Source organism: Brucella sp. LJL56 (assembly GCF_054871705.1).
On record NZ_JBTXLQ010000003.1, the window covers coordinates 438,549 to 465,266 of the forward strand.

Genomic DNA, 26,718 nt, shown 5'->3' on the forward strand with positions numbered 1-26,718 from the left:
TCGTGGAAAAACAAGCTGAAAATATCGAAGGCGGCGATGCTATCGTCGCCTTTCGCCCAATCGTCGCCTTCCGCGATGTGAGCAAGGTCTATCCGAACGGCACGCAGGCGCTTCGCGACGTGTCGTTCTCGATCCGCGCAGGCTCAATCCACGCCATTTGCGGCGAGAACGGTGCGGGCAAATCCACGCTCATGAAAATCCTGTTCGGTATCGAAAATGCCACGGCAGGCGAAATCATCGTCGATGGACAGCATATTGCGTCCTGGTCGCCGGAAGATGCTGCAGCACAAGGCATCGGCATGGTACACCAGCATTTCTCACTCGTGCCGACGCTGACGGTCACCGAAAATATCATTCTCGGTCATGAGCCGGTGAAGGCCGGGCTGATCGACCGCGCGGGCGCGCGCAAAATGGTCGAAGCGCTGATGCAGCAATATGACCTGCACGCCGACCCGGATGCGATCACGGGCGCGCTTTCCGTCGCCGCCCAGCAGAAGGTCGAAATTCTGAAGGCGCTGGCGCGCCGCACGCGGCTTCTGATCCTCGACGAGCCGACCGCCGTTCTCTCTCCGCCAGAGATCGAGGAACTGATGCGCAAGCTGAAGTCGCTGCGCGATGAAGGCATTACCATCCTCTTCATTTCCCACAAGCTGAACGAAGTGCGTGAACTGGCCGAAAGCGTGACCGTATTGCGCGCCGGTGCTGTTGCAGGCACGGAAAAGCTTGCCGACGTGCCGGATGACGCCATCATGCAGATGGTCATGGGCCATGCGGTCGACATTCCGCAACGCGCCCACAAGCATGGCGCGATGAAAACCGTTCTCGACATGAAGGGTGTCACGACGAAAGCAGCCGATCCGGCAGACCGCATCAAGGATGTGAACCTGACCGTCGGCGCAGGCGAAATCGTCGGTGTCGCCGGTGTCGATGGCAGCGGCCAGCGCGGCCTCGTATCGGTGCTTTCCGGCCTTGCCGATGCGGCCAGCGGCACAATCAGCCTCAACGGTGAGGATATGCTGCGCGCCGACACGGCAAGCTGGCGCAGACAAGGTCTCGCTCATCTGCCAGCCGACCGCTTTTCGCAAGGCGGCGCACCCGGCCTGTCTCTCGCCGAAAACGCGATAGCCGGAACGGGATCGATTACCGCCGACAAGCAGATTTTCTGGGGACCATTCCTGCGCTGGAATGCGATCAAGACCCGTGTCAGCGGGATGATCAAGCAATATTCGGTGCGCGCAGGCGCAATCACCGAACGGCTCGATTCCCTTTCCGGCGGCAACGCGCAAAAGCTCATCGCCGCGCGCGAACTTGCCACCAATCCGAAATTCCTGATCGCCGATCAGCCGACACGCGGCATCGACGTTTCGGCGGCAGCCTTCCTGCACCGCCGCATCGATGAAGTGGCGCAGGGCGGCTGCGCCGTATTGCTTGTCAGCGCAGATCTCGATGAATTGCTGCGCCTGAGCGACCGCATCGTCGTTCTCTTCAACGGACGCATCGTCGCCGTTCTGAAAAACAGTCCCGACATCACGCCTGCTGTCCTTGGACCTTACATGCTCGGCACGAGGGATGCAGCGTAATGCGCAGATTTATCTCCTACCTCATACCTTTTTTCCTGACCGTGCTTGTCATCGCCGTCATCATGGCTGTGCTGCTGGTGCCACTGGCGCTGATGCAGGACAACCCGGCTGCGGTCCTGAAAACCTTCTTCCTCGGCCCGTTCGGCAGCATTCGCCATATGGGCAATGTGGTGGAAGCGGCAACGCCCATCATGCTGACCGGCCTTGCGATCACTATTCTTTTCCGCTCCGGCCTGTTCAATCTGGGTGCGGAAAGCGGCTTCTTCCTCGGCGCGCTCGGCGCGGTGGCGGGTGCCGTTTTGCTCCCTTCGCTCGGCTGGTTCTCACTGCCGGTCGCCATCCTGTGCGGCGCGGTTGCGGGCAGTTTCGCCTGCACCATTCCGGCAGCGTTGCGGCTTCGTTTCGGCGCATCGGAAATGGTGACCTCGCTCGTCCTGAACTATGCCTTCCTGTTTCTCGGCCTGTTCGTCCTCAACTATGTCATCCGCGACCCGGCTGCGGGCGGGATGATGTCGCTCAGGATTCCGCCAGACGCCAAGCTTGACCGGCTGTTGGCCGGTACGCGTCTCAACAGCGGTTCGATCATCGCCATTCTGGCCTGCATCGCTGGCGGCATTTGGCTTTACTGGACGCGCTCGGGCCTCAATATCCGTATCGCAGGCTCCAGTCCGGGCTTTGCCAATCATCTTGGCCTGCCGCTCAAGGGCATCATCATGCGTGCCCAGATTGTCGGCGGACTGGTGGCGGGCATGGCCGGTGCGCTGGAAGTGCTCGGCCTTCATGCCCGCTTTGCCTGGCTCGATCTGCCCGGCTATGGCTGGACCGGCCTCGTCGTCGCCATCCTGGCGCGCGAAAATCCGTTCCTGCTTATTCCGTCCGCGCTTTTCCTCGGTTTCGTGCAGATCGGCGGCGATCTACTGGCGCGCAACATGAACATCCCAACCGAAGTGGTGGGGCTTGTGACCGCCGCCATCATGGTAGGCGCGACGGCAAGCGTCATTCACAATCATCCGACCGTATTGCGGCTGATCCGCAACCTTCGCAATCGCGAAGGAGAACAAGCGGTAGTGCAGGCCGGAGTACAACCATGAGCATGGTTCTCGCACAAATTCTCGATCCATCCTTCATCGGCACCATCCTGCGCGTGGCAACACCTTTGCTGCTGGCAGCACTCGGCGTGATGATTTCCGACCGCGCAGGCGTCCTCAATATCGGCATGGAAGGCATGATGCTGTCGGCAGCACTCATTGCCGTTCTGGCCAGTGCGGCCACCGGCAGCCCGGCTGTCGGCCTGCTGGCCGCGCTCATCACGGGTGCGGCTCTCGGCTGGCTGATGTCGCTTTCGGTCAACCGGCTTGGCACCGATCTCATCATGACGGGCATCGCGCTCAACATCGCCGCAGCGGCGGCAACGACGCTCGGGCTATTCCTTGCCACCGGCGACAAGGGCATGTCAGGCGCGTTGAAAAGTGGCGCGCTGCCAAGCCTTGCCGTGCCTTTCATCGGCAATATCCATGTGCTGACTTTCGCCGCCCTCCTCGCCGTTCCGGCTGTCAGCCTTCTCATGATGCGCACGCGCTTCGGCCTGCATCTGCGCGCCACTGGCGTCGATCCGAAATCGGCGCGCGCTGCCGGTATCCATACGGGCCGGGTGCAGATGATGGCGCTTGTCCTGTCCGGTCTCTTCGGTGGTGCAGCCGGTGCCTATCTGTCGCTCGGCTATGTCACATGGTTCGCCCAGAACATGACCGCAGGTCGCGGTTTCATCGCCATTGCGGCGGAAGTCATGGGACAGGGAACCGCGTGGGGAACGCTCGTGGCGAGCCTGGTTCTGGCAGCGGCGGAATCTTTCGCCATCACACTTCAAAGCCTCGGACTGCCGTTCGAACTGATGCAGATGATCCCTTATCTCGTCCCGGTCGTCGTGCTGACGATCCATGCGGCGCGCCGTCAGCGGCGCGCAAAGCAACTGAAAAACTCCTGAAATGCATGATCAGAATACTGAAATGAGAGTGAAATGAAGGCTTGGGAACTGACCCGTGATCTGCTGCGCGATACGAAACCGGTGGTGCGCACGGCAGAAGAACAGACTTGGGATGCAAGTGCCGTTATGAAGGCGCAGGACGACCTCATGGCGATGTTCTGGAAAAGCAATGTGCCGGGATCGGCAGCGCCTGAATGCCTGATGGCCGGTGCGCTGCAATCGCTGGAAAACAAGGGCTTTGTTCTTGCCCCTTATGAAGAACTTCTTCGGGATGGGCTGACGGCACTCGAACGCAGTGACTTTGAGACGCTCTATCGTATCGACATGCGCCTGCGTGTCCTGATGCGCGCAGCACGGCCCGATCCGGATCATCCGTCGCAAAAGACGGTGCGCTATGGATCGTGGGACGAATTCGATGCCGCCGTTCAATGGCCCGACGATGTGCTCTATGCCGTCCAGTCCGATGATTTCCGCGACCGCACCGCAGCCGCCTGGATGGCGCAGCTTGTCGGAGCTGCGGCTGGCACGGCGCTCGAAGGCTATACGGCGGAAAACATCGCCGAAGCCTTCGGCCCGATCCGCGATTATGTGCGCGAGCCCAACACCTATAATGACGACATCACCTTCGAGATCGCCTTTCTGGAGGCCTTCGGCGACAAGGGTTCTGCTGTAACCAGCGCCGACATTGCCGAGCGCTGGACCTCGCTGATCCCGCTTGGCTGGTCGGCAGAGGCAATCGCACTTTCCAACATGCGGCGCGGCCTCACCGCGCCTGAAACCGGCACTTGCGACAATCCGTTCGATGAATGGATCGGTGCACAGATGCGCGGCGTCATCTGCGGCATGGTCGTGCCAGGCCACGCCCGCGAAGCCGCCCGCCTCGCCTATATGGACGCGGAAATCTCCCATGCCGGAAACGGTATTTTGGGCGAAGTTTTCAACGCCGTCATGGCGGCGCGCGCCTTTGCAGTCAGCGACACACGCGAACTGCTCGTTTCGACGGCAGCGCTTTTCTCGACCGAAACCGAATATGGTGCGGTTCTGGCTTTCGCACTCGACGCCTGCCGTTCTGCCGGCAACTGGCAGGACGCATGGGCGAAATGCGACGTGGAATATGCCGAATATAACTGGATTCACGTCTATCCGAATGCAGCCGCACAGGTGATTGCGCTCTGGTTCGGCGAAGGCGATTTCGACCGCACGCTCGAAATCGTCTGCGGTATCGGCCATGACGTGGACTGCAATGCCGCGCAGATCCTCTGCGTCATCGCCATCCAGCATGGCTCCGGCATCATCGCCGAACGGTGGTCGAAGCCGCTTCTGGCCGACGACATCGTCACCTATATGCGCCGCCCGGCGAAAATCTCCTTCGACGCGCTTGTCGACCAGACGGTCAGTGCAGCGCGCAACGCTCTCTAGAATATCTCATCAGGAACCTATCATGGCCCGTAAAATCATTATCGATACCGATCCCGGTCAGGACGATGCCGTCGCCATTCTTCTGGCGCTCGCAAGCCCGGAACTCGACATTCTCGGCATCACCGCCGTTGCAGGCAACGGCCCGCTGGCACGCACGGAAATCAATGCCCGCACCATCTGCGAAGTAGCGAAGAAGCCCGAAACCAAGGTTTTTGCAGGCTCCATCCGCCCTCTGGTGCGCCCGCTCGTGACGGCTGAAAACGTCCATGGCAAGACCGGCCTCGACGGCTACGACTTGCCTGCCCCTACCATGCCGCTTCAGGTCCAACATGGCGTTGATTTCATTATCGAAACGCTGATGACGGAAGAACCGGGCACCGTCACGCTCTGCCCGCTCGGACCGCTCACCAATATCGCATCTGCCCTGATCCGCGAACCGAAGATTGCTGAGCGCGTCAAGGAAATCGTGCTGATGGGTGGCGGCTATTTCGAGGGCGGCAACATCACGCCATCGGCGGAATTCAACATCTATGTCGATCCGCACGCCGCTGCCGTCGTCTTCAAATCCGGCATCAAGATCACCATGATGCCGCTCGATGTCACGCACAAGGTCCTGACCACCGAGAAGCGCATCGCTGCCATTCGCGGCATCGGCACCCATGTCGGCGAAGTAGTCGCCGCATGGCTCGAATTCTTCGAGCGCTATGACGAAGCCAAGTACGGCACCGATGGCGGCCCGCTGCATGACCCGAATGTCATCGCCTATCTCATCAAGCCGGAACTCTATTCCGGGCGCGAATGCAATGTGGAAATCGAGATCAATTCGGAACTGACTATTGGCGAAACAGTCGTCGACTGGTGGGAAGTAACCGACCGTCCGAAGAACGCGCTCTTCATCAAGGATGTGGATGCAGACGGTTTCTTCAGCCTGCTGACCGAACGTCTGGCCACGCTCTAAATCACAATTAAGCCGCAAAAAAGCCGCGAGCGCCTTATTCTCGCGGCTTCTTCGCCATGTTTGGCAAAAGGTTTTTGCGCAGGTTTCTGCTCAAATTGAGCGAAACTGGCGCAAAATGCCCCGGATTTTCATTCTGCCTTATTTTGCAGAAGCGCTGCCACTTCAGCCGCAGTCGGTGCAGCCGCGCCAGCACCCGGTCTCGTGACCGCAATTGCACCCGCTGCCGAACCATACCGTACGCAATCATGCAAGGACTGGCCCTGCGAGAAGGCGACCGCGAAACCACCGTTGAAACTGTCACCGGCAGCAACCGTATCCACCACCTTGACCTTGAACGGCGCGAAGTGTTTCACCTCGTCTGCCGTCACCAGCAGCGCGCCCCGGCTTCCAAGCTTGACGATGACGATCTTCGGCCCACGCTCAAGAAGATTGCGCGCGGCAGCTTCCGCCGAAGCAAGATCGGTCGGTTCGATACCGGTAATTTCAGCAGCCTCAGTCTCGTTGGGAGAGATGATGTCGCTGAGCGCAATCAGGTCCGCCATGCGGCTTGCGTCGCCGACGGGCGCCGGATCAAGCAAAACACTGCCGCCTGCCGCACGCGCCGCCTTTGCCACGGCCAGATTGGCTTCATGGGGAACTTCCCGCTGCAACAGCGTAATCTTCGCTTTGGCAATGTCGGCGGCATAGGCATCAATGTCGGCAGCCGACCAGCGCGCATTGGCACCAGCGCAAACAGCAATCGTGTTCTGTCCGGCTTCCTCAACCTGAATGATCGCGATGCCCGTATCGACGCCGTCAATCACGCGCACGCTTCCGGTGTTGAGGCCAAATTCCTGCATCTGCTTCAAGGCCAGTTCGCCGAAAGCATCGTTGCCGACAGCGCCGACGAAGCGAATGTCGCCGCCAAGCTTGGCAACCGCAACCGCCTGATTGGCACCCTTGCCACCGAGGCCAATACCATAGCCCGATGCATTTACGGTCTGCCCCGGACGCGGCAGCGCGGCCATCCGGGCGCTGACATCCACATTCACACTGCCGAAAATAAAAATCTTCAACGGTTTTCTCCATCGTTTTGTCGCCGCACAATAACCGCGCCGAAACAAAACTTCCACGCCGGGCTTGTCGCCATGCACAGAGAGAAAAAAGCCGCGGATTTCTCCGCGGCTTCATCATAGGACCCATTCAGAAGGATCATTCAGCCTTCAGGAACTCACCCACTTCCAGCAGGACGAATTCATTGTCATCGACCTTGTCGAGGAAACGGCCAGCCGAGAACGGAAGATTGTTGTCGTTGCCGACCACGATATGCGTGTCGTCCACACGATCCACATTCTCGATGGTCAGGAACGGCATGTCGTAAATGCCTTCTCTTCCGCCCTGGCGGCGCTTGTTTTCCGGGTCGGCAATGGCGAGCAGATCGATATAGCCGATCTTGCGCACTTCCTTGCCGACATTGCTGTCATCGAAAGCGATCTTGTAGATGCGCTTGACCTTCGACGGCACATCGAAGCAATCGGCCTGCGGCTTCTTCGGATCGGCGCAAGCCTTGTCCGCCGTGCCGACGCCATTGTCGCGCTCGATGACCAGCGCCGTGGTTTCATCCAGCATGTTGAAATCGCCGATGGCTTCACCACCTTCCGCTAGCGGATAGAGCCAGGAACGGCCCGTCCACTTCTTGTCCGCGACATTGAACTCGATGACGCGCAAGCCGGTCTTGCCACTTTCGGTCTTTTCCGGCGCACCATCGACGAAGAGCGGACCCTCCAGCAGACCATAGAGCTTCGAGCCATCCTTCGACATGGCAAGCCCCTCGAAGCCGCCGGAACGCTTCAGATTATAAGACGGCAGTTTGAGGCTCGGATTGGCAGGCAAAGCGAGTTTCGGATTATCCGGTGACACCACTTCCGTCTCGCCAACGAAAGTCGGGAACACATCGGTCAGCTTGCCATCTGTGTCGAATTTCAGCAGGAACGGCCCGAATTCCTCGCCGACCCAGAAACCGTCCGCCACCGGCTGGATGGATTCCACGTCGAAGTCGGCGCCGGTCAGATAGCGCTTTTCAGCGCCTTCCATGACGATGGGAAACGGAGCCTTCCTGTCCGGATCGCTGAGGAAGACGGTTTTTGCGTGCTCGACCGTTCCCTTGTCCCAGTCGAACTTGACATTGTGCAACATCAGCATAGCATCAGGAGAATTGAGCTTTGAGCCGAAACCATTGTCGGACAGCGACCAGAAGCTGCCGTCTTCCATGGTCTTGATGCCCGAAAAGCCCTGTACCGGCTGGCCGTCGAACGGCACTGAAAGGCCGGTCTTGCGCACGCCGTCCTTGCCTTCAACCGTGCCGATGCCCTCAGCGCGCTTGCGGTCGGCGGTGGTGAACTTGCCCGACGTCTTCAGATGTTCAGCCGCATCATCCGGAGCAGCGATGATCGTGTTGCCAGGCAGGATGGCATGAACCTTCAGCGTGGCCGGAAAAGCCTTTTCTTCAGCGGAGGCTGGAAACGCCAATGCGACGGCACCGGCAAGCATGGTCGAGGCGACGAGACGCGATATCATGATAAGTCCCCGTTGGAATTCAAATACAGGAACGGAATTAGGCTGGCTTTGTATCGCTGGCTTGACGCTTCCATGAAGCTTTGACGAAGGCCCCCAGCTTTCACCGGGGGCCGCACGCAATTTATTTGTCTTACGCATGTCTTTACCGAAACCGGTTTCCACTTTCGGGAGACATGCTGTGTCAGACAGCGATCTTGCCGCCGCCCTGTTTCGTGATTGCCACCACGGCAGGCCGCACCGGCATATCGTCCTTGAAGTCCGGCCAGCGGGTGGACAGGTCCTCGTAATAGGACGGACGGCCATGACCGTCCCAATCCTCGCCGCCGTCGCCCGGATGCTGTACGGCAACAAAAGCCGTCTCGTCATCGGGTGCAAACAGCGGACCGCACATTTCCGCACCCACTGGCACGCGGTAGAACAGTTTCGAGGTCGCGCGCGCATCGCCTTCCGTATCAACGGCCCAAAGCCCGTCGGTGCGGCCGGTATCCTTGTTGCTGTTGCCATCGGTTGAGACCCACAACCGCCCAGCGCTATCGACAGCGGCATTGTCCGGCATGCCGAACCAGCCATTGCGCGTCGTATCGGTGGAGAAGCTGGCACCAACTTCGGCCACGCTTGGATCGCCGCATTTCAGCAGCACTTCCCACTTGCCCGTCGTGGCGGCAAAATCCTGCCCGTCTTCCTCGATCTCGATGATATGGCCGAAGGCGTTCTTGGCGCGCGGATTGGCGGCATCCACCTGATCGTCCTTGCGCTTGGTATTGTTGGTGAGCATGACATAAACGCGGCCATTGACCGGGTTCGGCTGCACGTCTTCCGGGCGGTCCATCTTGGTCGCGCCGAGAAGATCGCCCGCGCGGCGGGTTTCGATCAGCACATCGGCCTGACTTTTGAAGCCGTTCTGCTCGGTCAGTGGCCCTTGGCCAAACACCAGCGGCATCCACTCCACCTTGCCATCCTCATGGAATTTGGCCACGTGAAGCGTGCCTGCATCCAGCAGGTCCATATTGGCAGCGCGATCATCCGGGTTGAACTTGCCCGCCGTCACGAACTTGTAGACATAATCGAAGCGTTCGTCGTCACCCAGATAGAAGACCACACGCCCATCCTTGTTGACGATGGATTCCGCCCCTTCATGCTTGAAACGGCCAAGCGCGGTTCGCTTCTTCGGCACGGAGTTCGGATCGGACACATCGACCTCGACAATCCAGCCGAAACGGTTCGGCTCGTTCGGCTCCTTGGAAACATCGAAACGGTCGTAGAAACGTCCCCAGTCATAGGAACCTTCTGGAATGCCCATGCGCTTGTAATTGGCCGTTTCCGCGTGACCTTCCGGCAATTCGCCGATGAAATAGCCGTGGATGTTTTCCTCGGCCATGATGTAGGTGCCCCAGGGCGTGACGCCGCCTGCGCAATTGTTGACAGTGCCGAATACCTTGGTGCCGGAAGGATCGGCATTGGTCTTGACGCGATCATGACCGGCGGCGGGACCGCTCAGCGCCATCTCGGTATTGGAGGTGATGCGGCGATTATTTGCGCCGTCGAGCACCGGCTGCCATTTGCCGTCCCGCTTGCGGATTTCGACAATCGTGCCGCCATGGGCGGCCATTTCGATATCCACCTGTTCCCTGGAGAGCGGAGCCTGCTCCACCTTGCCGTCAACGATCTTGACAAGGCCAGGGAACATCAGGTGCGGATTGGTATATTCGTGATTGACCACGAGGAAGCCATGTTCCGGCGATCCCTCGATGGCGATATAGCCGACATAATCATTGTTGTAGCCGAACTGGCGCGCCTGCGCCTCGGCTGACTGTTTGGTTGGATCGAATTCCGGCGCATCGGCGAAAAGTCTGTCGCCCCAGCGCAAAAGCACATCAGCATCATAGCCTTCCGCGACGTGATGATGGGCATCCACACCGGCCTCGACCTCCTTGAAGGAAAAGGCCGAGCCGGATTCGGCGCGCGCATCGCCAGCGCTCATCAGCGCGAGCGGGCTGACGGTTGCCGCAATGGCCGAGACAGCGAGCGATCCACGCAGAAAGCCACGGCGGGAAAAGCGGCGGCTGATGATTTCGCCCATGGTGGGGTTGTCGGACGGATTGCGCGGGTCGGCATCTGCTTCTTCCAACTGGCTGGTCTTGAACAGACTTTGCTGGGAAAGATTCTCTGACATTGCTGGCTCCCTATCGAACAGTGGAGTTGCAAATTAGAAGTACTCCATGACAGCCGGACGACATTGGGCCAGCCGCTGCGAAACCTGCCGGGAAAATTTCCGCCTAATGATAGAATAATTTTGCTGGCAAATGCGGTTTCCGATAGAACCGTCCCGATTTTATGAATTGAGGGGTTGGTGATGACCGACATGGCAACCGCGCGGCGCAATATTGTTGTCCTGACGATGGCACAGGCACTTGGTGCTTCCAGCCCGCCTATTGTGATTTCGCTTGGCGGTCTGGTGGGCCAGAAATTGTCTTCCGATCCGGCGCTTGTCACGCTTCCCGTCAGCCTTTTCAATCTCGGGCTCGCGCTTGGCACGCTTCCTGCTGCCTTCTTCATGCGCCAGTTTGGACGCCGCAATGCCTATATGCTGGGCGCACTTGTCGGCGCTTCGGCGGGCGTGATCGCAGCCGCAGGTATTTTTGCCGCCTCCTTCCTCATCTTCTGCCTTGGAACGCTGACCGCCGGCTTTTACGCCGCCTATGTTCAGAGCTATCGCTTTGCCGCCACCGATGCGGCAACCGGCGACATGAAGGCGCGCGCCATATCATGGGTCATGGTGGGTGGGCTCGTTGCGGCAATCGTCGGGCCACAGCTCGTCATCTGGACGCGCGATAGCATTCCGGATGCGATGTTTGCAGGCAGTTTTCTCAGCCAGGCGGTCCTGGGTCTTCTTGCCCTCCCCGTCCTTTTCATGCTGCGCGCACCGAAGATTCGCAAAGACCCCGGCACTGTCCATGATACAGGCCGTCCTCTCGGTGAAATTCTCCGTTCGCCGCGCTTCATCCTTTCAGTGGCTGCGGGTGTCTGTTCCTATGCGCTGATGACATTCGTGATGACGGCAGCGCCTATCGCCATGGTCGGCCACGGCCATTCCGTCGATCATGCAGCACTTGGCATCCAATGGCATGTGCTGGCCATGTTCGCGCCGAGCTTCTTCACCGGGAAGCTCATCACCCGTTTCGGCAAGGAAAAGATCACCGCGCTCGGATTGGTTTTGATTGCCTTCTCCGCCATTATTGCTCTGGGCGGCTTTGATGTCGGCCATTTCTGGGGTGCGCTGATCTTCCTCGGTATCGGCTGGAATTTCGGCTTTATCGGCGCGACCGCCATGATAACGGATTGCCACACGCCAGCAGAACGCGGCAAGGCACAAGGTGCCAATGATTTCATCATGTTCGGCACCGTGGCCTGCGCTTCGTTCTTTGCAGGTTCGCTGCTGCATTCTTCAGGCTGGGAAACCATCAACTGGCTCGTCTTCCCGATAGTCGCCCTCGTTCTGGTGCCGCTTATTCTGCGTCTGAAGCCGAAAGGGGCTACAGCCGAAGCCTGATCGATCAGAAACCCTGTTCCTTCATCCAGAGCCTGCCGCCTTCGGACACCGCGTCATAAACCGCGCCACCGAGGGCGGCCCCGATGTCCGTATGCAAGCCGGCATACGACGCCGCCTCTCCAGTCTGCCCATGTGGAGCTGAAACGGCGATGCAATCCGTTCCAGTGCCCGTTGCGGCTCTGCCGCCGACAGTGAGGCCAAGTTCGATAATGGCAGCGGTGCGGGCTTCGGCTGCTATCGACATTGCCTCTATATGGGCTGCTATCGACAAGGGCCTGTTGATGTGGACCAGAAGATTGATGGTTCCGGCTGGCATCTTCAACTGCGAGAGTTCACCAACCCTCCCCGCATTCGACAGGCCGACAGTGGCAAGACAAGCAGCATAAGTTTCGCCGGAGCGCCGCGTTGCGACATGATGCTTCTGCACGCTACGCGAGGTCATCATCTGGACCGCTTCGCCATAACCGGCTTCTGCCAGTCTTTCCTGCAGCAAAACTGCCGGATCGACATCCAGCGTCAGATCGTCATTACGCACTTCCAGCCAGGCGACGGAACGCGCCGAGACGAAACCCGGACGTGTCAGCGACCAGCTCAGAATGTTTTGCCGGTGGGAAAATTCAGCCGCAAGCACCCGGCCGGAACAATGGATCGTGAAAGGCAGCATGAACGATCTATTGCAGATCGGCGCATAAATCGCGACCAGCACCTGCCTGCCATCCACAGGACTGCCGTGTTGATGTGGTGATAAAGCACGGCTTCGTGACTTGGCCACAGTTTCACAAGAAGATATCTATCTTGGAATATTGTTTCGCGTGTCACGGGAACGGACAAGCGGTTTTGCTCTGGATTGCGTCATGATCAACGATCTCACCGATGAGATATTCTGGATATTCACCATCGGGTGCTGCATTCTTTTTATCATGCGCCTTCTTTCGCCTCCCCCGCGCCATAAGGCCGACCAGGCGCAAGACCTGAACACATTGCGCCCTCGCCGGCGCTCGCGGCGGCGTCGCTTTCAGGCACTGGACTGAGTTCGGAACGGCGCGTCTCGACTGTTTGTTTTAACGCGCATCATGTTCCGAAGACCGTTTCACACTTTTCGGGATGCGCTCTAATCTGCCGTACGGATGACCCAGAACTTTTCCAGATCAACCGGATTGTCCCATGCGGCCACGGCACCGGAGCAAACGAGGAAAATGTCCCCCGCGGCAAATGTCGCGCTTCCCTCATCGGGGTTGGAGAGCGTGACTTCGCCCTTGCGCAACATCATCAATTCCGAAAACGAATAGGTGATCGGACGGCGGGCATATGGGGTGGTTGCCCAGATGCCCCATGAGAGCAAATCCTCGTCCTGGAATTCGTGCCGGACAGTTTGCGGCGCAGGCGTGGTCAAAAGTGCCGCATTGGGTGCACCGCCGGGCGTCATCGGGTGATCAAGATCGAGTTTGGCCAGGGATAGTTGCGGATTATCCTGTTGCAAAACAAGAATGACGCAATCCGCCGATTTTGCATCCCACGAGAATATACCTGCCGGGAGGCTGGCCACTTCGCCCTTGGTCAGCGTAATCCCGGCGCCATTGCTGTCCTGGATCGTTAAAGTGCCGTCGCGCAGCATTATGATGCACGAGAAGCGGCTTTCCGCTTCTTTTCCATTCCCCGAAAGGACGGCACGACCGAAGCCGAAATATTCAGTCGCCAGTTCGTTCAGGCCGATGGTTTGAAAGGCCGTTTTCAGGTCCGAGGCGCAAGAAGGTGCGGCGCCCAGATTGATTACGTTTTTCAGCACGTTGGATTCTTTCTATATGGGGAATTATTTCGATGCGAAGCCGAGGCTGTCCTTGATCCAGTACCAGCGGATGCCGAGATCCATCACCGGCTTGCGGATGGCATGCCAGGCAAGGCGCGGAATGTTGGTGGTCGGATAAACCATGGGGCGACCTTCGGCGATGTATTCCGCGTACATCTTGCCAAAGGCAGTGGCCATAGCCACGCCCCGGCCATTATAGCCAAGCATGACGTGCAAGCCTTGGGCCGGATTGTGCAGGTGTGGCAGGCCGTCCATGGTCAGCGCCACATGGCCGGACCAGTGATAATCGATGCCGATTCCGTCCAGTTGCGGAAACAGCCTCACCATCCCGGCCTTCAATGCATCCATCAGGGCTTTCTTCTCGGTCATCCCGACGGCGCCACGCCCGCCGATGAGAAAACGCCCGTCTTGTGATTGACGCATATAAAAAGCGATCTTGCGCGTTTCTGACAGGACCACACCGCCCGGCATGACCTCGCGGCGCTGCTTTTCCGAGAGTGGAGCGGTCGCAATCAACATGCTTTGCACAGGAAGAATGCTTTGAGCGAGCCCCGGCACCAGATTGCCTGTATAGGCATTGGTCGCGACAAGCGCTTCACGCGCGCGAACTGTCCCGTTTGCGGTCTTTGCGATCCAGTCGCCGTTTTCCTGCGCCAGAGCGGTAACGGAGGAATCTTCGAAAATCTGAACACCGCGCGCCGTGGCAGCGCGTGCAAGCCCACGTGCATAGTCCAGCGGTTGCAGGGCACCGGCACGCGGATCACGCCACCCGCCGAAATAACGATCCGTGCCGGAAAGCGCAGCAACCTGCGCGCGATCCAAAATCTCGACCTCGACGCCTTGCGCCTGCCATTGCCGCGCACGCTTATGGACAGCAGCAGTCGCAAGCTGGGAATGCGCGGCCTGAATCCAGCCGGTACGAACAGGCGCGCATTGGATGTCATGTTCCCGTATAAGGTCGAAAACGAGATCGCCCACGCCGCCGACCAGATCGATCATACGCCTGCCGTGTTCTGGCCCAAAGGTCGACAGAAGGTCTTCGGGATCATGCTTCAGCCCAGGGATCACCTGTCCGCCATTGCGTCCCGATGCTCCGAAGCCGACATGGCGCGCTTCAAGGACCACCACCGTCTTGCCGCGTTCGGCAAGGAACAATGCGCTTGAAAGGCCCGTAAAACCGCCGCCGACTATCACGACATCCGCCTCATGCACGCCGCTCAATCCGGGATGGTTCGGCTTGGCCTCGCCAGCTTCGTTCCACCATAATGAGCGCGAGAAGCTCTCAGGGCTGCTTGCCATTTTCATCTCCCTCCAGCGTGTTTATCCGGCCTGCCAGGCGGTCTTACTCGGGTTTGTTCACCCAGAGCACAAAAGCTTCGGTTTCGCCGTTATTGAAGAATCGGTGGCGAGTCGTTGAAGGCAGCGCGAATCCGTCTCCTGTCGAAAGCAGGTACTGAGCATCTTCGATCTGCAGTGTGAAACTGCCCGAAATCACATAACCCAGCTCCTCGCCGGAATGCGTGTAGCATTCTTCACCGGAGCTTCCGCCGGGGATGATCCGCACCGAGAAGGACTTCATGGTCTCGATGAGTTCAGGCGAAGCGCGGTGCTTGATGATGCCACCAGCGTTCAGCACTTCCGGCTGCTCGCCCCCGCGCAGCACATAGGGATTGGCGCGGGCGGCCGCTGCAAAGCCTTGCGGGTCGATGAGCTGCGCCGGACTCATCGAGAGCACGTCCGCAATCGTATAGAGGGTGCGTACCGTCGGTGACACGAGGCCGCGCTCGATTTGCGACAGCGCTCCCGTCGACAGGCCGGACACTTCCGATAGATAACCCAGTGTGAGACCCAGCGCCTGCCGTCGCAGACGAATGCGCGCTCCAATTTCCCCCGCATCGTTGGAAGCAGGCTCGCTGACCGGGGCGGTCCGGGACATTTCTGCCTTGTTCACTTTTGGCATCCTTTGATGGCTCTCGCTACGAACAGGATTGAATCGGGGTTGATTAGTTTTCACTATTCTGCTTCATAATTGATCCACGTTCAATAAACTAAAAACAAAATCCATCCAAAACATGGAGGGGACAGATCGGACATGGCTCACAAGGACACACCTTACTGGTGGGAAGCAGCCCCGCCGCGCAGCGCCGAGAAGAGTGCGATCGAGCCGAATTGCGATGTTGCCATTGTTGGCGCGGGCTATGCGGGACTTTGTGCTGCCCTTCATCTTGCGCGAGCAGGGCGAAAGGTCCAGGTCTTCGAGCGGGAACAACTGGGCTATGGCGCCTCCAGCCGCAACGGCGGGTTTACCAGCGGCAATATTCGTCCGGACGACAAGACGCTGATCCGCAAGTTCGGCATGGAGCGCGCGATCAAGATTGCTGCCGAAGGCCATGAAGCGCGCCGCTTCATGATCGATTTTCTGGCCGAGGAAGGGATCGACGCGGATTTCCAGCTCGTGGGACGTTTCAGCGGTGCGATGACGCGCGCCGAATATGACGTCATGGCCCGAAACTCGGAAGCTATCCAGCGCGCGACCGGTATCGAATCATATGCTGTGCCCTTGAGCGAAGTGCACCAGCATATCGCGACGGACCTCTATGCGGGCGGCAGCGTGCGTATGGATATAGGCGGCCTGCATCCAGCCAAGTTCCATGCGGAGCTGGTGCGGCTTGCACGTGCCGAAGGCGTGTCGATCCACAGCGAATGCCGCGTGGAAGCTATTGATAACAAAACGGTAATTACCGAACGCGGGCGCACTCAGGCACGCGAGGTTCTTGTCTGCACGAACGGTTATACCGACCATTCTGATCGTTGGCTGCGTCAGCGTCTGGTGCCCTTGCGTTCGCGAATCATCGCAACCGAAGATCTGGGTGAGAAACGTGTGCGGGAACTGGTGCCGGGGCTGAAAATGCTCACCGACACCCGTGCGATGACTTACTATTTCCGTCCGTCGCCGGATGGACGGCGCATTTTGTTCGGTGGTCGCGACGTAACAAGCCGGGGCGATCCTGATAGCGCGACGCTCCGCAATTATACGGAAATGTGCAGGATTTTTCCTCAGCTTGAAGGCGTGGGTATCTCCCATAGCTGGTTTGGCTATGTGGCAATGAACAGGGACATGGTTCCTCGAATTTTTCAGCGCGGAGCCGTTCACTACGCAACCGGGTTCTGTGGATCGGGTGTCGTCTGGGCGCCTTGGCTCGGCCTCAAAGTTGCGCAGAAGATATTGGGTGTTCCCAATAGTGAAAGCAGCTTTGATTTCCGACCTCCACGTTTTGTCCCTACCTGGCGCGGAAAAGCCTGGTTCATGCCTCTGGTTTTTGCCGATCTCGAACGCAAGGACCGCAAGCTGGAAGCAATGGCATCACGGGAACGGGCATCGAGAAACAGTTCGGGTTCCCACGGCGGTCGCAAATGAGAAAACTCGATGTGAACACCGACTGCGACAATTTTCATTTTAACGAACACGGCTTCATAGCCAGTATGACGGACAACAAGCTTATCGCTGCATTTAGGAAGGAGAATGTCATGCGTCTCAAGAAAATTTTCGGCCTGGCGGCCATGGCGGCCATAATCGGGGGCGCGATGCCCGCTTCGGCACAGGAAGTCGTCAAGGTAGGTTCTTCGCCCACCGGTTTGCCGTTTACTTTTATGAACACGGAAACCAAGGCGATGGATGGCGTATTGATCGATGTGGTCAAGGCCATCGAACCCGATATCGGTATCAAGCCGGAATTCGAGGCAGTGCAATTTTCGGCGCTCGTGCCGTCGCTCACCTCGAACAAGATCGATATGATTGCGTCTGCTATGTTCATCACCGAGGAACGTGCAAAAGTCGTGGACTTTTCCGATCCGGTCTATGGTTATGGCGAAGGGGTCTTCGTGCCGGTTTCCGACGATACCGCTTACAAAACCTATGCCGATCTTAAAGGCAAGACTGTCGGCGTACAGGTGGGGACGACCTTTGTCGATCTTTTCAAGAAGAGCGGCCTGTTCAGCGATGTGAAGGTCTACAAGGGCATTCCCGACATCATCGCTGACGTGAATGCCGGGCGCATCGACGCCGGTTTCGCGGATGGGCCGATGGCTGCCTATTATCTCACACAGGGCCAGTTCCCGAAGGTGAAGATGGTCGAGAGCTATGAAGCTTCGGCTGGCGGCGAGTTCGGCATTGCCCTGCGCAAAGGCGATGAACGCATGCCCAAGATCAATGCGGCTATCGCCCGCATCAAGTCGGACGGCACGCTCCAGAAAATTCTCGCAAAATATGGACTGAAATAATTCCGATGCGAGCGCGAGGATTGCTCCTCATGCTCGAGATTTCTGGTGTGCTCCACGCGCGCATCCATGCAGAAGCTTTTCATGCTTTACGGGTGCGCGCGCAACGGGGCCAGCCGGCCGCAGGGCCTACTTCCCCGTTTGATCGCCGCCAAAAAAACAGAGTTAAAACCAATGCAAAATTTTCTCACGGACATTAGCGAGTTCTTCCCGATCTTGCTGGAAGGCGTGAAATACACGCTTCTCGTGACCCTGGGTTCCCTTGTCCTGTCGACCCTTCTGGGGCTTGTCTGGGCGCTGATGCGGGTGTCTGGAATTCGCTGGCTCTCGGCCATCGCCTCAACTGTCGTCAATGTGATCCGCGGCATCCCTATTCTGGTGCAGCTATTCTATATCTATTTCGTTCTACCGGAATTCGGCATTTCACTTTCCGCCCTTCAGGCCGGCATCATCGGCCTCGGCATCGCCTACTCGGCTTATCAGGCGGAAAATTTCCGCGCCGGTATCGAAGCCATCGATCATGGACAGACGGAAGCCGCGCAATCCATCGGCATGGGCTGGTTCATGACAATGCGTCGCGTGATCCTGCCGCAGGCCGTTCGTGTGATCCTGCCTCCCTACGGCAACATCATGGTCATGCTTTTAAAGGACAGCTCGCAGGCGTCGGCCATCACCGTCGCTGAACTGACCCTGCAAGGCCAGCTTCTCGCTTCCTCGACCTTCAAGAACATGAGCGTCTATACGCTGGTTGCGATGTTCTATCTCTGCCTGAGCCTTCCGCTGATGATGGCTGTCGGGCGTCTCGAAAAGCACTTTGGTAAAAGAAACGGACACTAGCCATGGCGATGATTGAATTACAAAACGTCACCAAATCCTATGGTCCGCTTCAAGTACTCAAGGGCATCAGTGCCGAAGTGCAGAAGGGCGAAGTCGTCTGCCTGATCGGGCCTTCGGGTTCGGGAAAGTCCACGATGCTGCGCTGCCTGAACGGGCTGGAAACTTATCAGGGCGGCGACATTCTGATCGATGGCCAGCGGGTCAGCGCGCAGGACCGCTCGATCCGCGACATCCGCACGCGGATGGCGATGGTTTTCCAGCGGTTCAACCTGTTTCCACATCGAACCGCGCTCGAGAATGTCATCGAAGGTCCGGTGTATGTCAAAGGCGAAAAGCCTGCCGAAGCGCGCAAATATGGCGAGCATCTGCTTCAGCGCGTCGGGTTGGGCGATCGGGCCAACCATTATCCAGGCCAGCTTTCCGGCGGCCAGATGCAACGCGTTGCGATTGCCCGCGCCCTGGCGATGCGACCGCAGGCGATCCTGTTCGATGAGCCGACGTCCGCGCTCGATCCCGAACTGGTGGGCGATGTGCTTGATGTCATGCGCAGCCTCGCCGACGAGGGCCTCACCATGCTGGTCGTGACGCACGAAATGGGCTTTGCCCGTGACGTAGCAGACCGCGTGCTTTTCCTTGATGGCGGCGTGATCGTTGAACAGGGCAAGGCAAAGGAAGTGCTCGGTTCGCCGCAACATCCGCGTACTCAGGACTTCCTGCGCCGCGTTCTCAATCATTGATCCATATTTTCGCAAGACACGCACGGCGTGTCTTGCCGGGGGGAGCTCATGGCTTTCTATTGTTATCTGGACGCCGCGCGCACCGGGCAGATCCGCGACGTGTTTGCACATGAATTGCCGGAACTGGAATTTCTCTCCGGTGATCTGGACGAAGCTGCTGCTGCAAGGGTTCGCTATCTTCTTTGCTGGCAAACACCGGCACGGCTGGCGGAGCGTTTTCCCGCGCTTGAGATCATCTTCTCGAGTGGGGCGGGTGTAGAGCAATTTTTTGAAGCAGATATCCCCTCAAACGTCCGCATTGTCCGCATGACCGAGCCGGGTCTTGCACGAATGATGCAGGAATATGTTACGCTTGCCGTCCTGTCGCTTTTCCGCCAATTGCCCGCCTATCTGGAGCAGAACCGCAATGAAATCTGGCAGGCCTTGCCTCAGCCAGATGCGCCGCGCCGCCGGGTCGGCGTGATGGGGCTCGGCTATCTTGGACAAGCCGCCTTGACGGCGCTCAAGCCATTCGGGTTTCCACTTTCCGGCTGGAGCCGAAGCGAAAAGAGCATCGCGGACGTGCATTGCTTTTCCGGCGAAGACGGTCTTCACGCATTTGTCTCACAAACAGATATTCTGGTCTGCCTTCTGCCGCTAACTGCAGAAACGGAAGGCATGATCGATGCCGCGTTTATTGCGCGTCTGCCGGTGGGCGCGAGTGTTGTTCTGGTCGGTCGCGGGGCACATACGGACTACGATGCTCTTCTGGCGGCTCTCGATAACGGACAGTTGTCCTCGGCCTTCATCGACGTAACGGCACCCGAGCCGCTTCCATCGGAACACCCCCTCTGGTCGCATCCAAAGGTAATCCTTACCCCACACATTGCTTGCGTGACCGACAGCCATGGTGCTGCCGGTGTACTCGTCGACAATCTGCGGCGACTGTCTGGAGGCAAGGCGCTTATAGGCGAGATCGACCGCAAACGAGGTTATTGAAACAACGGGCGTCAGCGTGTTGAAATAATCCTGACCCGGCGGTTTTCCGGCAAGCGAAAGCCGTTATGGCGGCGCTTGCCGGATAGCAAAGTCAGGATATACGCGCGGGCAGTCTCGAAAAGCCGCTTGCCGGATAGACCGCGAGCACTGGCGCCAAGCCGGGAACAAGGTCGAGTTTGCGGGTCCCTCCCAGCAATTCCTCCATCAGAACACGCAGTTCCATCCGTGAGAGTTCCGCCCCCGGACAGACATGAATGCCACGCCCGTAGAGAAGATTGAGCGTATGATCGCGATTGAGGCGCAATTCATCTGGCTTATCGAACACGGCTTCATCGCGGTTTGCTGAAGCCCACATCAGCGTGATTTTTTCTCCGGCGGGAATTTCCCTTCCGCCAATCGTGACCGAGCGGGTCGTGACACGGCGGTTCGAGATCAGCGGCGCGTGTAACCGCAATATTTCGTCGATAGCTGCCGGCATAAGGTCCGGGCCGCCCCGCATCAAGGCTTGCGTCTGCCGGTTTTTGGCCAGGTGATGACACAGGATACCGACACAGGCAGTGATGGTCCCAAGCTCACCCACCGTCCAGTTGCGCAGGATACTCACGATTTCCTCGTGCGAGAGCTCGCGTCCATCGATCCTGTCCCGCAGAAGGCTTGTCGTCACGTCGTCCGGTGCATCCACGCCAAGCTTGCGTCGTTCGTCCAGAAGCTCCCGAATATATTCATCAAATTCAAGCGCGATCACCGCCATCGCTTTGGTGTCGCGGGCAAGTGTTGCCTTGTGGTTCTTGCGAACCCAGTCAAGTAAGGGTACCTGCAGACTGTCCGGCCAGCCCAAAAATGCGCACTGGATGCGCACGGCGTAAGGCTGTGCGAATTGCGCCACCAGATCAATTTCAGCATCGCGGGGCAATTCGGAAACTAGCTTCTTCGAGATCTCCCGACAGACCGGCTCGAAAGCTTTGACCCGCTCCGGCTCGAAATAACGTTCGATCAATTGCCTGAAGGCAGTGTGCTGCGGCGGGTCCATGCCGCTTGGCACCGAGAGATGAGCTGAAACGACGCTGCTGAAACTCTCGTGATCCTCCAGAACGCGGACCACATCGTCATGCGAAAACAATGACCAGCCGAGATAATCGCTATGGGCAACCGGGCATTGATGGCGCATGCGGTCATAAGCGCCGATCTGATCGGAAAGGACGGCCTCCGACCTGGGGTCCCAATCCTGCTTTGGCCGTTCAGTCGATGAAGTCATAATCCCCCCTGCATGCAATAGAACCGGAACTTGCCGCGTTATAGGGGTTTTATCGGCTGCGGTTCTTGTGCTGGCGCAAAAAGGATCGTGAATTCGTCCTTATACCAAAAACCTATGGGTATGGCTCATGGGTTTTTGGTTAAGCCTGTGCGGCGATTGAGCATTTTCAGGGCGTGATGCGTCAGCATCTCAGCGCCTTGGTATTCGTTGAGAGAACCGATGCCGCACCCGTCATTGCTCAACGAACGCTACAACCGACGCCAGCGCGACTATCATGCCTCCCTGAACCGCCACGACTGCGTACGTTTCAACAGAAACCGTGACACTGCAAAATAGGCCAGACGGGCAATCACGTTGGTATAGAATATCATCATGCCCATCGCGGCGGCCGGAGCCACATCACCCGCATCGTCCATGTTGAGAACCGCAATCGAGGCCAGCGCGGTATGTGCGGAATAGAGAAACACAACTGCCGACACGGTGGTCATGGCATTGACGAACAGATACAGCGAGATATCGAGAATTGCGGGCAGGCAAACCGGTACCGTCACACGGGCAAACAATTTATAGAATGGCTGCTTGAGCGAAGCCGAGACGGCTTCGAATTCCGAATCCATCTGCTTCAGTGCAGTCAGGGCCGTCAGATGCGCGACACTGTAAAAATGCGTGACCGTGCAAATGACGAGTATGGCCATGGTTCCATAAATGCCATGAAGCGGATTGGCCGGATTATTGAAAAAGAAGATATAGGACAGACCCAGCACCATACCTGGAACCGCCATCGGCAGCATGGCCAGAAACTGGAACAACATCCTTCCTTTGAAAAAGCCTTCCGTCTTCTCCACGGCATATGCACCGATGAACACAATGATTGTGCCAACGATTGCTGTCAGGAAGGCAAGCTGGATCGAGTTGGCATAGGCAGCCCATCCACCGCCATCCATGCGGCTGAAGTCGAAGTTGCGCAGGCTCAACGTCATGTCGTAGGGCCAGAAATTGACGACGGCTGCCAATTGGCACACAGCCATCAAACCGACGATGAAAATGGCGATCAGGGTGCAATAGAGAAGGCTCAGATTGTCGACAACCGGCTTCTTCTTCGGCACCAGCGGTACGGCACGGGCAGACAGAAGGGCGACCTGTTTGCGCTGGATGGCACGATCGACAAAAAAGGCGACGATGGCCGGAAACAGCAACATGACCGATACCACCGCACCAATCTCGAAATTCTGCTGGCCGATGACCTGTTTGTATATGTCGACGGCCAGCACATTGAATTGCCCCCCGATGACCTTGGGCAGGCCGAGGTCGGTAATCACCAGATTGAATACAACGAAAGCAGCCGAGATCAGACCATAGCGGGCTCCCGGAACGGTTACGGTCCAGAATGTGCGCCATTTTGAAGTGCGCAGAGCTTCCGCCGCTTCATAATGGCGGGCATCAGAGACGGCAAGCGCCGTCGATATGATCATCAATGCGTGTGGAAAGGTAAAGAATACCGATCCGAGCACAATCCCCAACGGTCCATAGATGGGTACGCCAAAAAGCAATTCCCTCAATATGCCCTGATTGCCGAACAGGTAGATGAGCCCGATCCCCGGCAACAATGACGGAACAAGAATTGGCATGACCGCGATCAGCTTGAAGAACCCCTTGAACCGCATCTGCGAACGGTTGAGCGCATAGGCGAAACCGAAGGCGAGCGTCACAGTCAGGATCATGCTGGCGACCGCAATCAGAAACGAGTTCTTGATCGATAGAAACAGCGTTGGCGATGAAAAATAGGTCCGGTAGTTTTCGAGGCCTCTTATCTGCGACGGAACCAGCATGACGCGCCGGAAAGTATTGGAATCCATCTCCTGCCAGGCTTCACCTTGATGCGGCGTCGAACCGATCAGGAAGCGCGCATCCGGTGTCAGACCGCGCATCCGGTAATGTTCCGGCCCACGGAAGCTGAAGTCCGGAAACAGGTCCGTTGGCGACAGCCGACCGCTATTGGATGTAGCGAGGTCATCGGGCTTGAGGACGCCAAGCGCTTCATTCAGCGCGGAAAGCGTTTGAGGATCTTGCCAGTTTCCCTTTCCATCGCCGACCTGAACTTCAAAATTGCCGAGCTGAAACTGGTAACTGTTGAAAGACTTGGTCAGCATGACGTAAAGCGGCGCGGCCAGCGTCATGAGAAGATAGAGACCGATCACCAGCATCATGCCGCGCTTGATCCAGTCATCCGCGCTGACCTTACGGAACAGAGCTTTTCGTGAAGCCGCTGGCATGGCCAGATGATCGCTGACTGTGCTCATTTATTGCGCCCTCTTGCCAAAGACCAGCATGCGGCTCTTGGGGAGCTGAACCAGGATAGACATGCCTTCGGCAAGCCGGAGACGCCGCTCGGCATTGACGGAAAAATCTGCAATCAAAGGCTGGTTCTGAAGATCGGGACTGCGCATATGCGTGCGCCAGAACGATCCCAGGAACTCCATGGATTCGATCTGCACCTCGATCAGGTTCTCGCCATTTTCGGCAAAAGACCGATCGTCGATCAAGCGACCGTGGGGGACGATGTCGTTGGGACGAATGACTGCGACCGCTTCGGAACCGGCGGGCAGATCGTGATCATGACAATGGAGAGAAAACCGCCCTAATCCGACCGCGCCTTCATTGCCGACCACAACCGGATACTTGTTGGTTTCGCCGATGAAGTCGGCCACAAACAGCGTATTTGGCTGGCGATAAACCTCGAGTGGCGTTCCGATCTGTTCGATTGCGCCGCCGTTCATCACGACAATGCGGTCAGCGGTCGCGAGTGCTTCTTCCTGATCGTGAGTGACCATGATCGTGGTGACGCCGAGCTTGCGCTGCAACTCCTTTATTTCATGCCGCAGATGAACCCGAACCTTGGCATCGAGCGCCGAAAGCGGCTCGTCCAGCAGAAGAAGCCCCGGCGAGATTGCAATGGCGCGCGCCAGAGCGACACGCTGTTGCTGGCCGCCCGAAAGCTGTGCGGGATATTTGCGCGCCTGATCAGCCAGACCGATCAGCTCAAGCAATTCTTCAACGCGTGCCTTGATCTCGGCGCGCGGACGCTTCCAGTTTTCCAGCCCGAAGGCGATATTCTTCTCGATCGTCAGATTGGGGAACAAGGCATAGGACTGGAATACGATGCCGTAATCCCGTTGTGAGGGAGGCAGGACGGAAATATCCCGCCCCGCCTGCCGAATGCTGCCGCGCGTTTGCAGATCCAATCCGGCAATCGCCCGCAGTAGCGTGGTCTTGCCGCATCCGGAAGGGCCGAGAAAGCAGATGAACTCACCTTCGCCTATTTCAAGATTGATGTCTTTCAGAGCCTGAAAGTCCCCAAAATTTTTCCATAGGCCTTCAATCTGAAGGTAATCCTTGCGAACTGGATGTGCGGGAGCGGCTGAATATAACGTGTCGTTAAACGGCGCGGACTCCGAAGCGGTATCGTTGTTCACACTTAAATTCCTCTGGATGAGCATATGTTTCTCCCATGCGGATCTGGCAGTACATGGTTTACGCCGCGGCAAAGCATTGAGCTGGCTTCACGTATTGCGCGGCGCAAATCGACTTTCGTTTCTGCAGAAAGTGCTTCAGCCTTTGGATTCGGACTTGGAATCGTAGCGTTTCGTCCACTCATCCAGAATTGCCTTCCGATTATTGGCGGCCCATTCCAGATTGTTATCGATCATCTTGGATTTGAGATCGGACGGAATATGCTCCACCGGCTTGGCGACGCCTGGTAGGGCCACCACAGCGAAACTCTGGTTGAGAGCTTCCATCGCATTGGTGGTCAGCGTCCAGTCCATGAGAGTCTGGGCAGCTTCCAGATTGGGTGTACCTGCCATGATCGCGACCGCTTCCGACTCCCAGCCGGACCCTTCCTCGGGGAAAATGATATCGATCGGCGCGCCCGCCTTCTTGACCTGCGATGCCGGGAATTCAAACGAAATACCAATCGGTATTTCGCCGGCTCCTGCCATCTTGCAGGGCTTGGAACCGGAATGGGTATAATTGGCAATATTGGCGTGAAGGGCGTCCATGAAACTCCACCCTTTCTTCTCGCCGAACATTTGCAGCCAGGACGATACATCAAGGAAGCCGGTTCCCGATGAAGCAGGGTTCGGCATCACCACGTGCCCCTTATATTCCGGCTTGGTCAGGTCCGCCCAGCTCTTTGGCGGCTTCAGTCCGAGCTTTTCCGCTTCAACCGTATTGAAGCAAACGGCGGCAACATAGGCATCGAGCCCGATCCAGCTCGTCGGGCGATCCTTGTCCACGAAACGCGGGTCAAGCTTGTCGACCTCCTTCGGCGTATAAGGCTCCAGCATTCCTTCGCTTTTCAGAACCAGCAATGACGTGGCAGCAATCCCCCAGATGATATCGGCCTTGGGATTGTTTTTTTCCGCCAGCAACTTGGCGGTCATCACACCGGTGGAATCGCGCACCCAGTTGATCTTGATATCCGGATGGTCCTTGTTGAAAGCGTCGGCGAAACGCTGCAGATCGACAGCCTCGAACGCAGTATAGACCGTCAGTTCCGACTGTTGAGCCTGCGCGCCGTAAGGCAAGCTCAGGGCAGTCACGAGCGATAATATGAAAGCACCTTGTTTCAGCATGTGAAATTTCCCCATTTTCAGCCTTTGGCGGCTTGGTTTTATGTTCCCTGTCTGATGGATCTCAGACTTTTCCTCTTTTTGAGCAGTATAGTGTGGAGTCGGGTTGAATAAGTAAAATCTATTTATCTTATGAATTCCAAGGCAG

The 26,718-nt window shown here is 57.8% G+C and carries 23 protein-coding genes; 12 read left to right on the forward strand and 11 right to left on the reverse strand.

Annotated features, from left to right (window positions below):
* Positions 1–2 precede the first annotated feature (2 nt).
* From ACYSN1_RS14020 to ACYSN1_RS14040, 5 genes are read left to right on the forward strand one after another with little or no spacing between them, the layout of a single operon-like run.
* Entirely contained in the window at positions 3–1,580 is a 1,578-nt protein-coding gene (locus ACYSN1_RS14020) for an ABC transporter ATP-binding protein (RefSeq protein ID WP_461726241.1), read from the forward strand.
* Positions 1,580–2,671, forward strand: a complete 1,092-nt coding sequence (locus ACYSN1_RS14025; protein ID WP_461726242.1) for an ABC transporter permease — start codon at positions 1,580–1,582, stop codon at positions 2,669–2,671. The genes ACYSN1_RS14020 and ACYSN1_RS14025 overlap by 1 nt, the downstream gene beginning before the upstream one ends.
* Entirely contained in the window at positions 2,668–3,564 is an 897-nt protein-coding gene (locus ACYSN1_RS14030) for an ABC transporter permease (protein ID WP_461726243.1), read from the forward strand. The genes ACYSN1_RS14025 and ACYSN1_RS14030 overlap by 4 nt, the downstream gene beginning before the upstream one ends.
* 33 nt (positions 3,565–3,597) lie before the next feature.
* Complete coding sequence (locus ACYSN1_RS14035) at positions 3,598–4,983, forward strand: ADP-ribosylglycohydrolase family protein (protein WP_461726244.1); 1,386 nt, start codon at positions 3,598–3,600, stop codon at positions 4,981–4,983.
* Between the two features lie 22 nt (positions 4,984–5,005).
* Positions 5,006–5,941, forward strand: coding sequence for a nucleoside hydrolase (locus ACYSN1_RS14040; protein WP_461726245.1), 936 nt, complete (start codon positions 5,006–5,008; stop codon positions 5,939–5,941).
* A 128-nt stretch (positions 5,942–6,069) separates the two neighbouring features.
* On the opposite strand, the gene rbsK is transcribed toward ACYSN1_RS14040, so the two are convergent.
* The 3 genes from rbsK to ACYSN1_RS14055 all read right to left on the reverse strand — a co-directional run bounded on the left by rbsK (position 6,070) and on the right by ACYSN1_RS14055 (position 10,670).
* Positions 6,070–6,948: a ribokinase gene (gene rbsK, locus ACYSN1_RS14045; protein ID WP_461726301.1), complete on the reverse strand. Its 879-nt coding sequence runs from the start codon at positions 6,946–6,948 to the stop codon at positions 6,070–6,072.
* A 184-nt stretch (positions 6,949–7,132) separates the two neighbouring features.
* Positions 7,133–8,497, reverse strand: coding sequence for an esterase-like activity of phytase family protein (locus ACYSN1_RS14050; protein ID WP_461726246.1), 1,365 nt, complete (start codon positions 8,495–8,497; stop codon positions 7,133–7,135).
* Positions 8,498–8,678: 181 nt separating this feature from the next.
* Positions 8,679–10,670, reverse strand: a complete 1,992-nt coding sequence (locus tag ACYSN1_RS14055) for a PhoX family protein (protein WP_461726247.1) — start codon at positions 10,668–10,670, stop codon at positions 8,679–8,681.
* 180 nt (positions 10,671–10,850) lie between these two features.
* Between ACYSN1_RS14055 and ACYSN1_RS14060 the strand changes: the two genes are divergently transcribed.
* Positions 10,851–12,047 (forward strand): MFS transporter, encoded by a 1,197-nt coding sequence (locus tag ACYSN1_RS14060; RefSeq protein ID WP_461726248.1) that lies wholly within the window; start codon positions 10,851–10,853, stop codon positions 12,045–12,047.
* A gap of 4 nt (positions 12,048–12,051) precedes the next feature.
* Here ACYSN1_RS14060 and ACYSN1_RS14065 read toward each other — a convergent pair whose 3' ends face one another.
* The gene (locus ACYSN1_RS14065; RefSeq protein ID WP_461726249.1) at positions 12,052–12,768 is read right to left on the reverse strand and encodes an adenosylcobinamide amidohydrolase; all 717 of its coding nucleotides are present in this window, start codon (positions 12,766–12,768) and stop codon (positions 12,052–12,054) included.
* Positions 12,769–12,901: 133 nt separating this feature from the next.
* On the opposite strand from ACYSN1_RS14065, the gene ACYSN1_RS14070 reads away from it, so the two are divergent.
* The gene (locus tag ACYSN1_RS14070; RefSeq protein WP_168436666.1) at positions 12,902–13,078 is read left to right on the forward strand and encodes a hypothetical protein; all 177 of its coding nucleotides are present in this window, start codon (positions 12,902–12,904) and stop codon (positions 13,076–13,078) included.
* Positions 13,079–13,158: 80 nt separating this feature from the next.
* Here the strand turns inward: ACYSN1_RS14070 and ACYSN1_RS14075 are convergent, their stop codons facing one another.
* From ACYSN1_RS14075 to ACYSN1_RS14085, 3 genes are read right to left on the reverse strand one after another with little or no spacing between them, the layout of a single operon-like run.
* The gene (locus tag ACYSN1_RS14075) at positions 13,159–13,833 is read right to left on the reverse strand and encodes a cupin domain-containing protein (protein WP_461726250.1); all 675 of its coding nucleotides are present in this window, start codon (positions 13,831–13,833) and stop codon (positions 13,159–13,161) included.
* A 24-nt stretch (positions 13,834–13,857) separates the two neighbouring features.
* Complete coding sequence (locus tag ACYSN1_RS14080) at positions 13,858–15,153, reverse strand: NAD(P)/FAD-dependent oxidoreductase (RefSeq protein WP_461726251.1); 1,296 nt, start codon at positions 15,151–15,153, stop codon at positions 13,858–13,860.
* A gap of 43 nt (positions 15,154–15,196) precedes the next feature.
* Entirely contained in the window at positions 15,197–15,814 is a 618-nt protein-coding gene (locus ACYSN1_RS14085) for a cupin domain-containing protein (RefSeq protein WP_461726252.1), read from the reverse strand.
* Positions 15,815–15,946: 132 nt separating this feature from the next.
* Between ACYSN1_RS14085 and ACYSN1_RS14090 the strand changes: the two genes are divergently transcribed.
* The 5 genes from ACYSN1_RS14090 (at position 15,947) to ACYSN1_RS14110 (ending at position 20,684) form a co-directional block, all read left to right on the forward strand.
* Positions 15,947–17,272 carry an NAD(P)/FAD-dependent oxidoreductase gene (locus ACYSN1_RS14090; protein WP_461726253.1) on the forward strand — a complete coding sequence of 442 codons (1,326 nt, stop codon included), beginning with the start codon at positions 15,947–15,949 and terminating at the stop codon, positions 17,270–17,272.
* Positions 17,273–17,382: 110 nt separating this feature from the next.
* Positions 17,383–18,135 (forward strand): ABC transporter substrate-binding protein, encoded by a 753-nt coding sequence (locus ACYSN1_RS14095; protein WP_461726254.1) that lies wholly within the window; start codon positions 17,383–17,385, stop codon positions 18,133–18,135.
* 171 nt (positions 18,136–18,306) lie between these two features.
* Positions 18,307–18,969, forward strand: coding sequence for an amino acid ABC transporter permease (locus ACYSN1_RS14100; protein ID WP_140020781.1), 663 nt, complete (start codon positions 18,307–18,309; stop codon positions 18,967–18,969).
* An 8-nt stretch (positions 18,970–18,977) separates the two neighbouring features.
* A complete protein-coding gene (locus tag ACYSN1_RS14105) occupies positions 18,978–19,706 on the forward strand; it encodes an amino acid ABC transporter ATP-binding protein (protein ID WP_140021012.1) in 729 nt (242 codons plus the stop codon).
* Between the two features lie 48 nt (positions 19,707–19,754).
* A complete protein-coding gene (locus ACYSN1_RS14110; RefSeq protein ID WP_461726255.1) occupies positions 19,755–20,684 on the forward strand; it encodes a 2-hydroxyacid dehydrogenase in 930 nt (309 codons plus the stop codon).
* Between the two features lie 91 nt (positions 20,685–20,775).
* Here the strand turns inward: ACYSN1_RS14110 and ACYSN1_RS14115 are convergent, their stop codons facing one another.
* From ACYSN1_RS14115 to ACYSN1_RS14130, 4 genes are all read right to left on the reverse strand, one after another.
* A complete protein-coding gene (locus ACYSN1_RS14115) occupies positions 20,776–21,939 on the reverse strand; it encodes a cytochrome P450 (protein WP_461726256.1) in 1,164 nt (387 codons plus the stop codon).
* A 272-nt stretch (positions 21,940–22,211) separates the two neighbouring features.
* Positions 22,212–24,239 (reverse strand): putative 2-aminoethylphosphonate ABC transporter permease subunit, encoded by a 2,028-nt coding sequence (locus tag ACYSN1_RS14120; protein ID WP_461726257.1) that lies wholly within the window; start codon positions 24,237–24,239, stop codon positions 22,212–22,214.
* Positions 24,240–25,412: a putative 2-aminoethylphosphonate ABC transporter ATP-binding protein gene (locus ACYSN1_RS14125; RefSeq protein ID WP_286166684.1), complete on the reverse strand. Its 1,173-nt coding sequence runs from the start codon at positions 25,410–25,412 to the stop codon at positions 24,240–24,242. It abuts the gene before it with no gap.
* A gap of 135 nt (positions 25,413–25,547) precedes the next feature.
* Positions 25,548–26,573 (reverse strand): putative 2-aminoethylphosphonate ABC transporter substrate-binding protein, encoded by a 1,026-nt coding sequence (locus tag ACYSN1_RS14130; protein ID WP_461726258.1) that lies wholly within the window; start codon positions 26,571–26,573, stop codon positions 25,548–25,550.
* Positions 26,574–26,718: the final 145 nt, after the last annotated feature.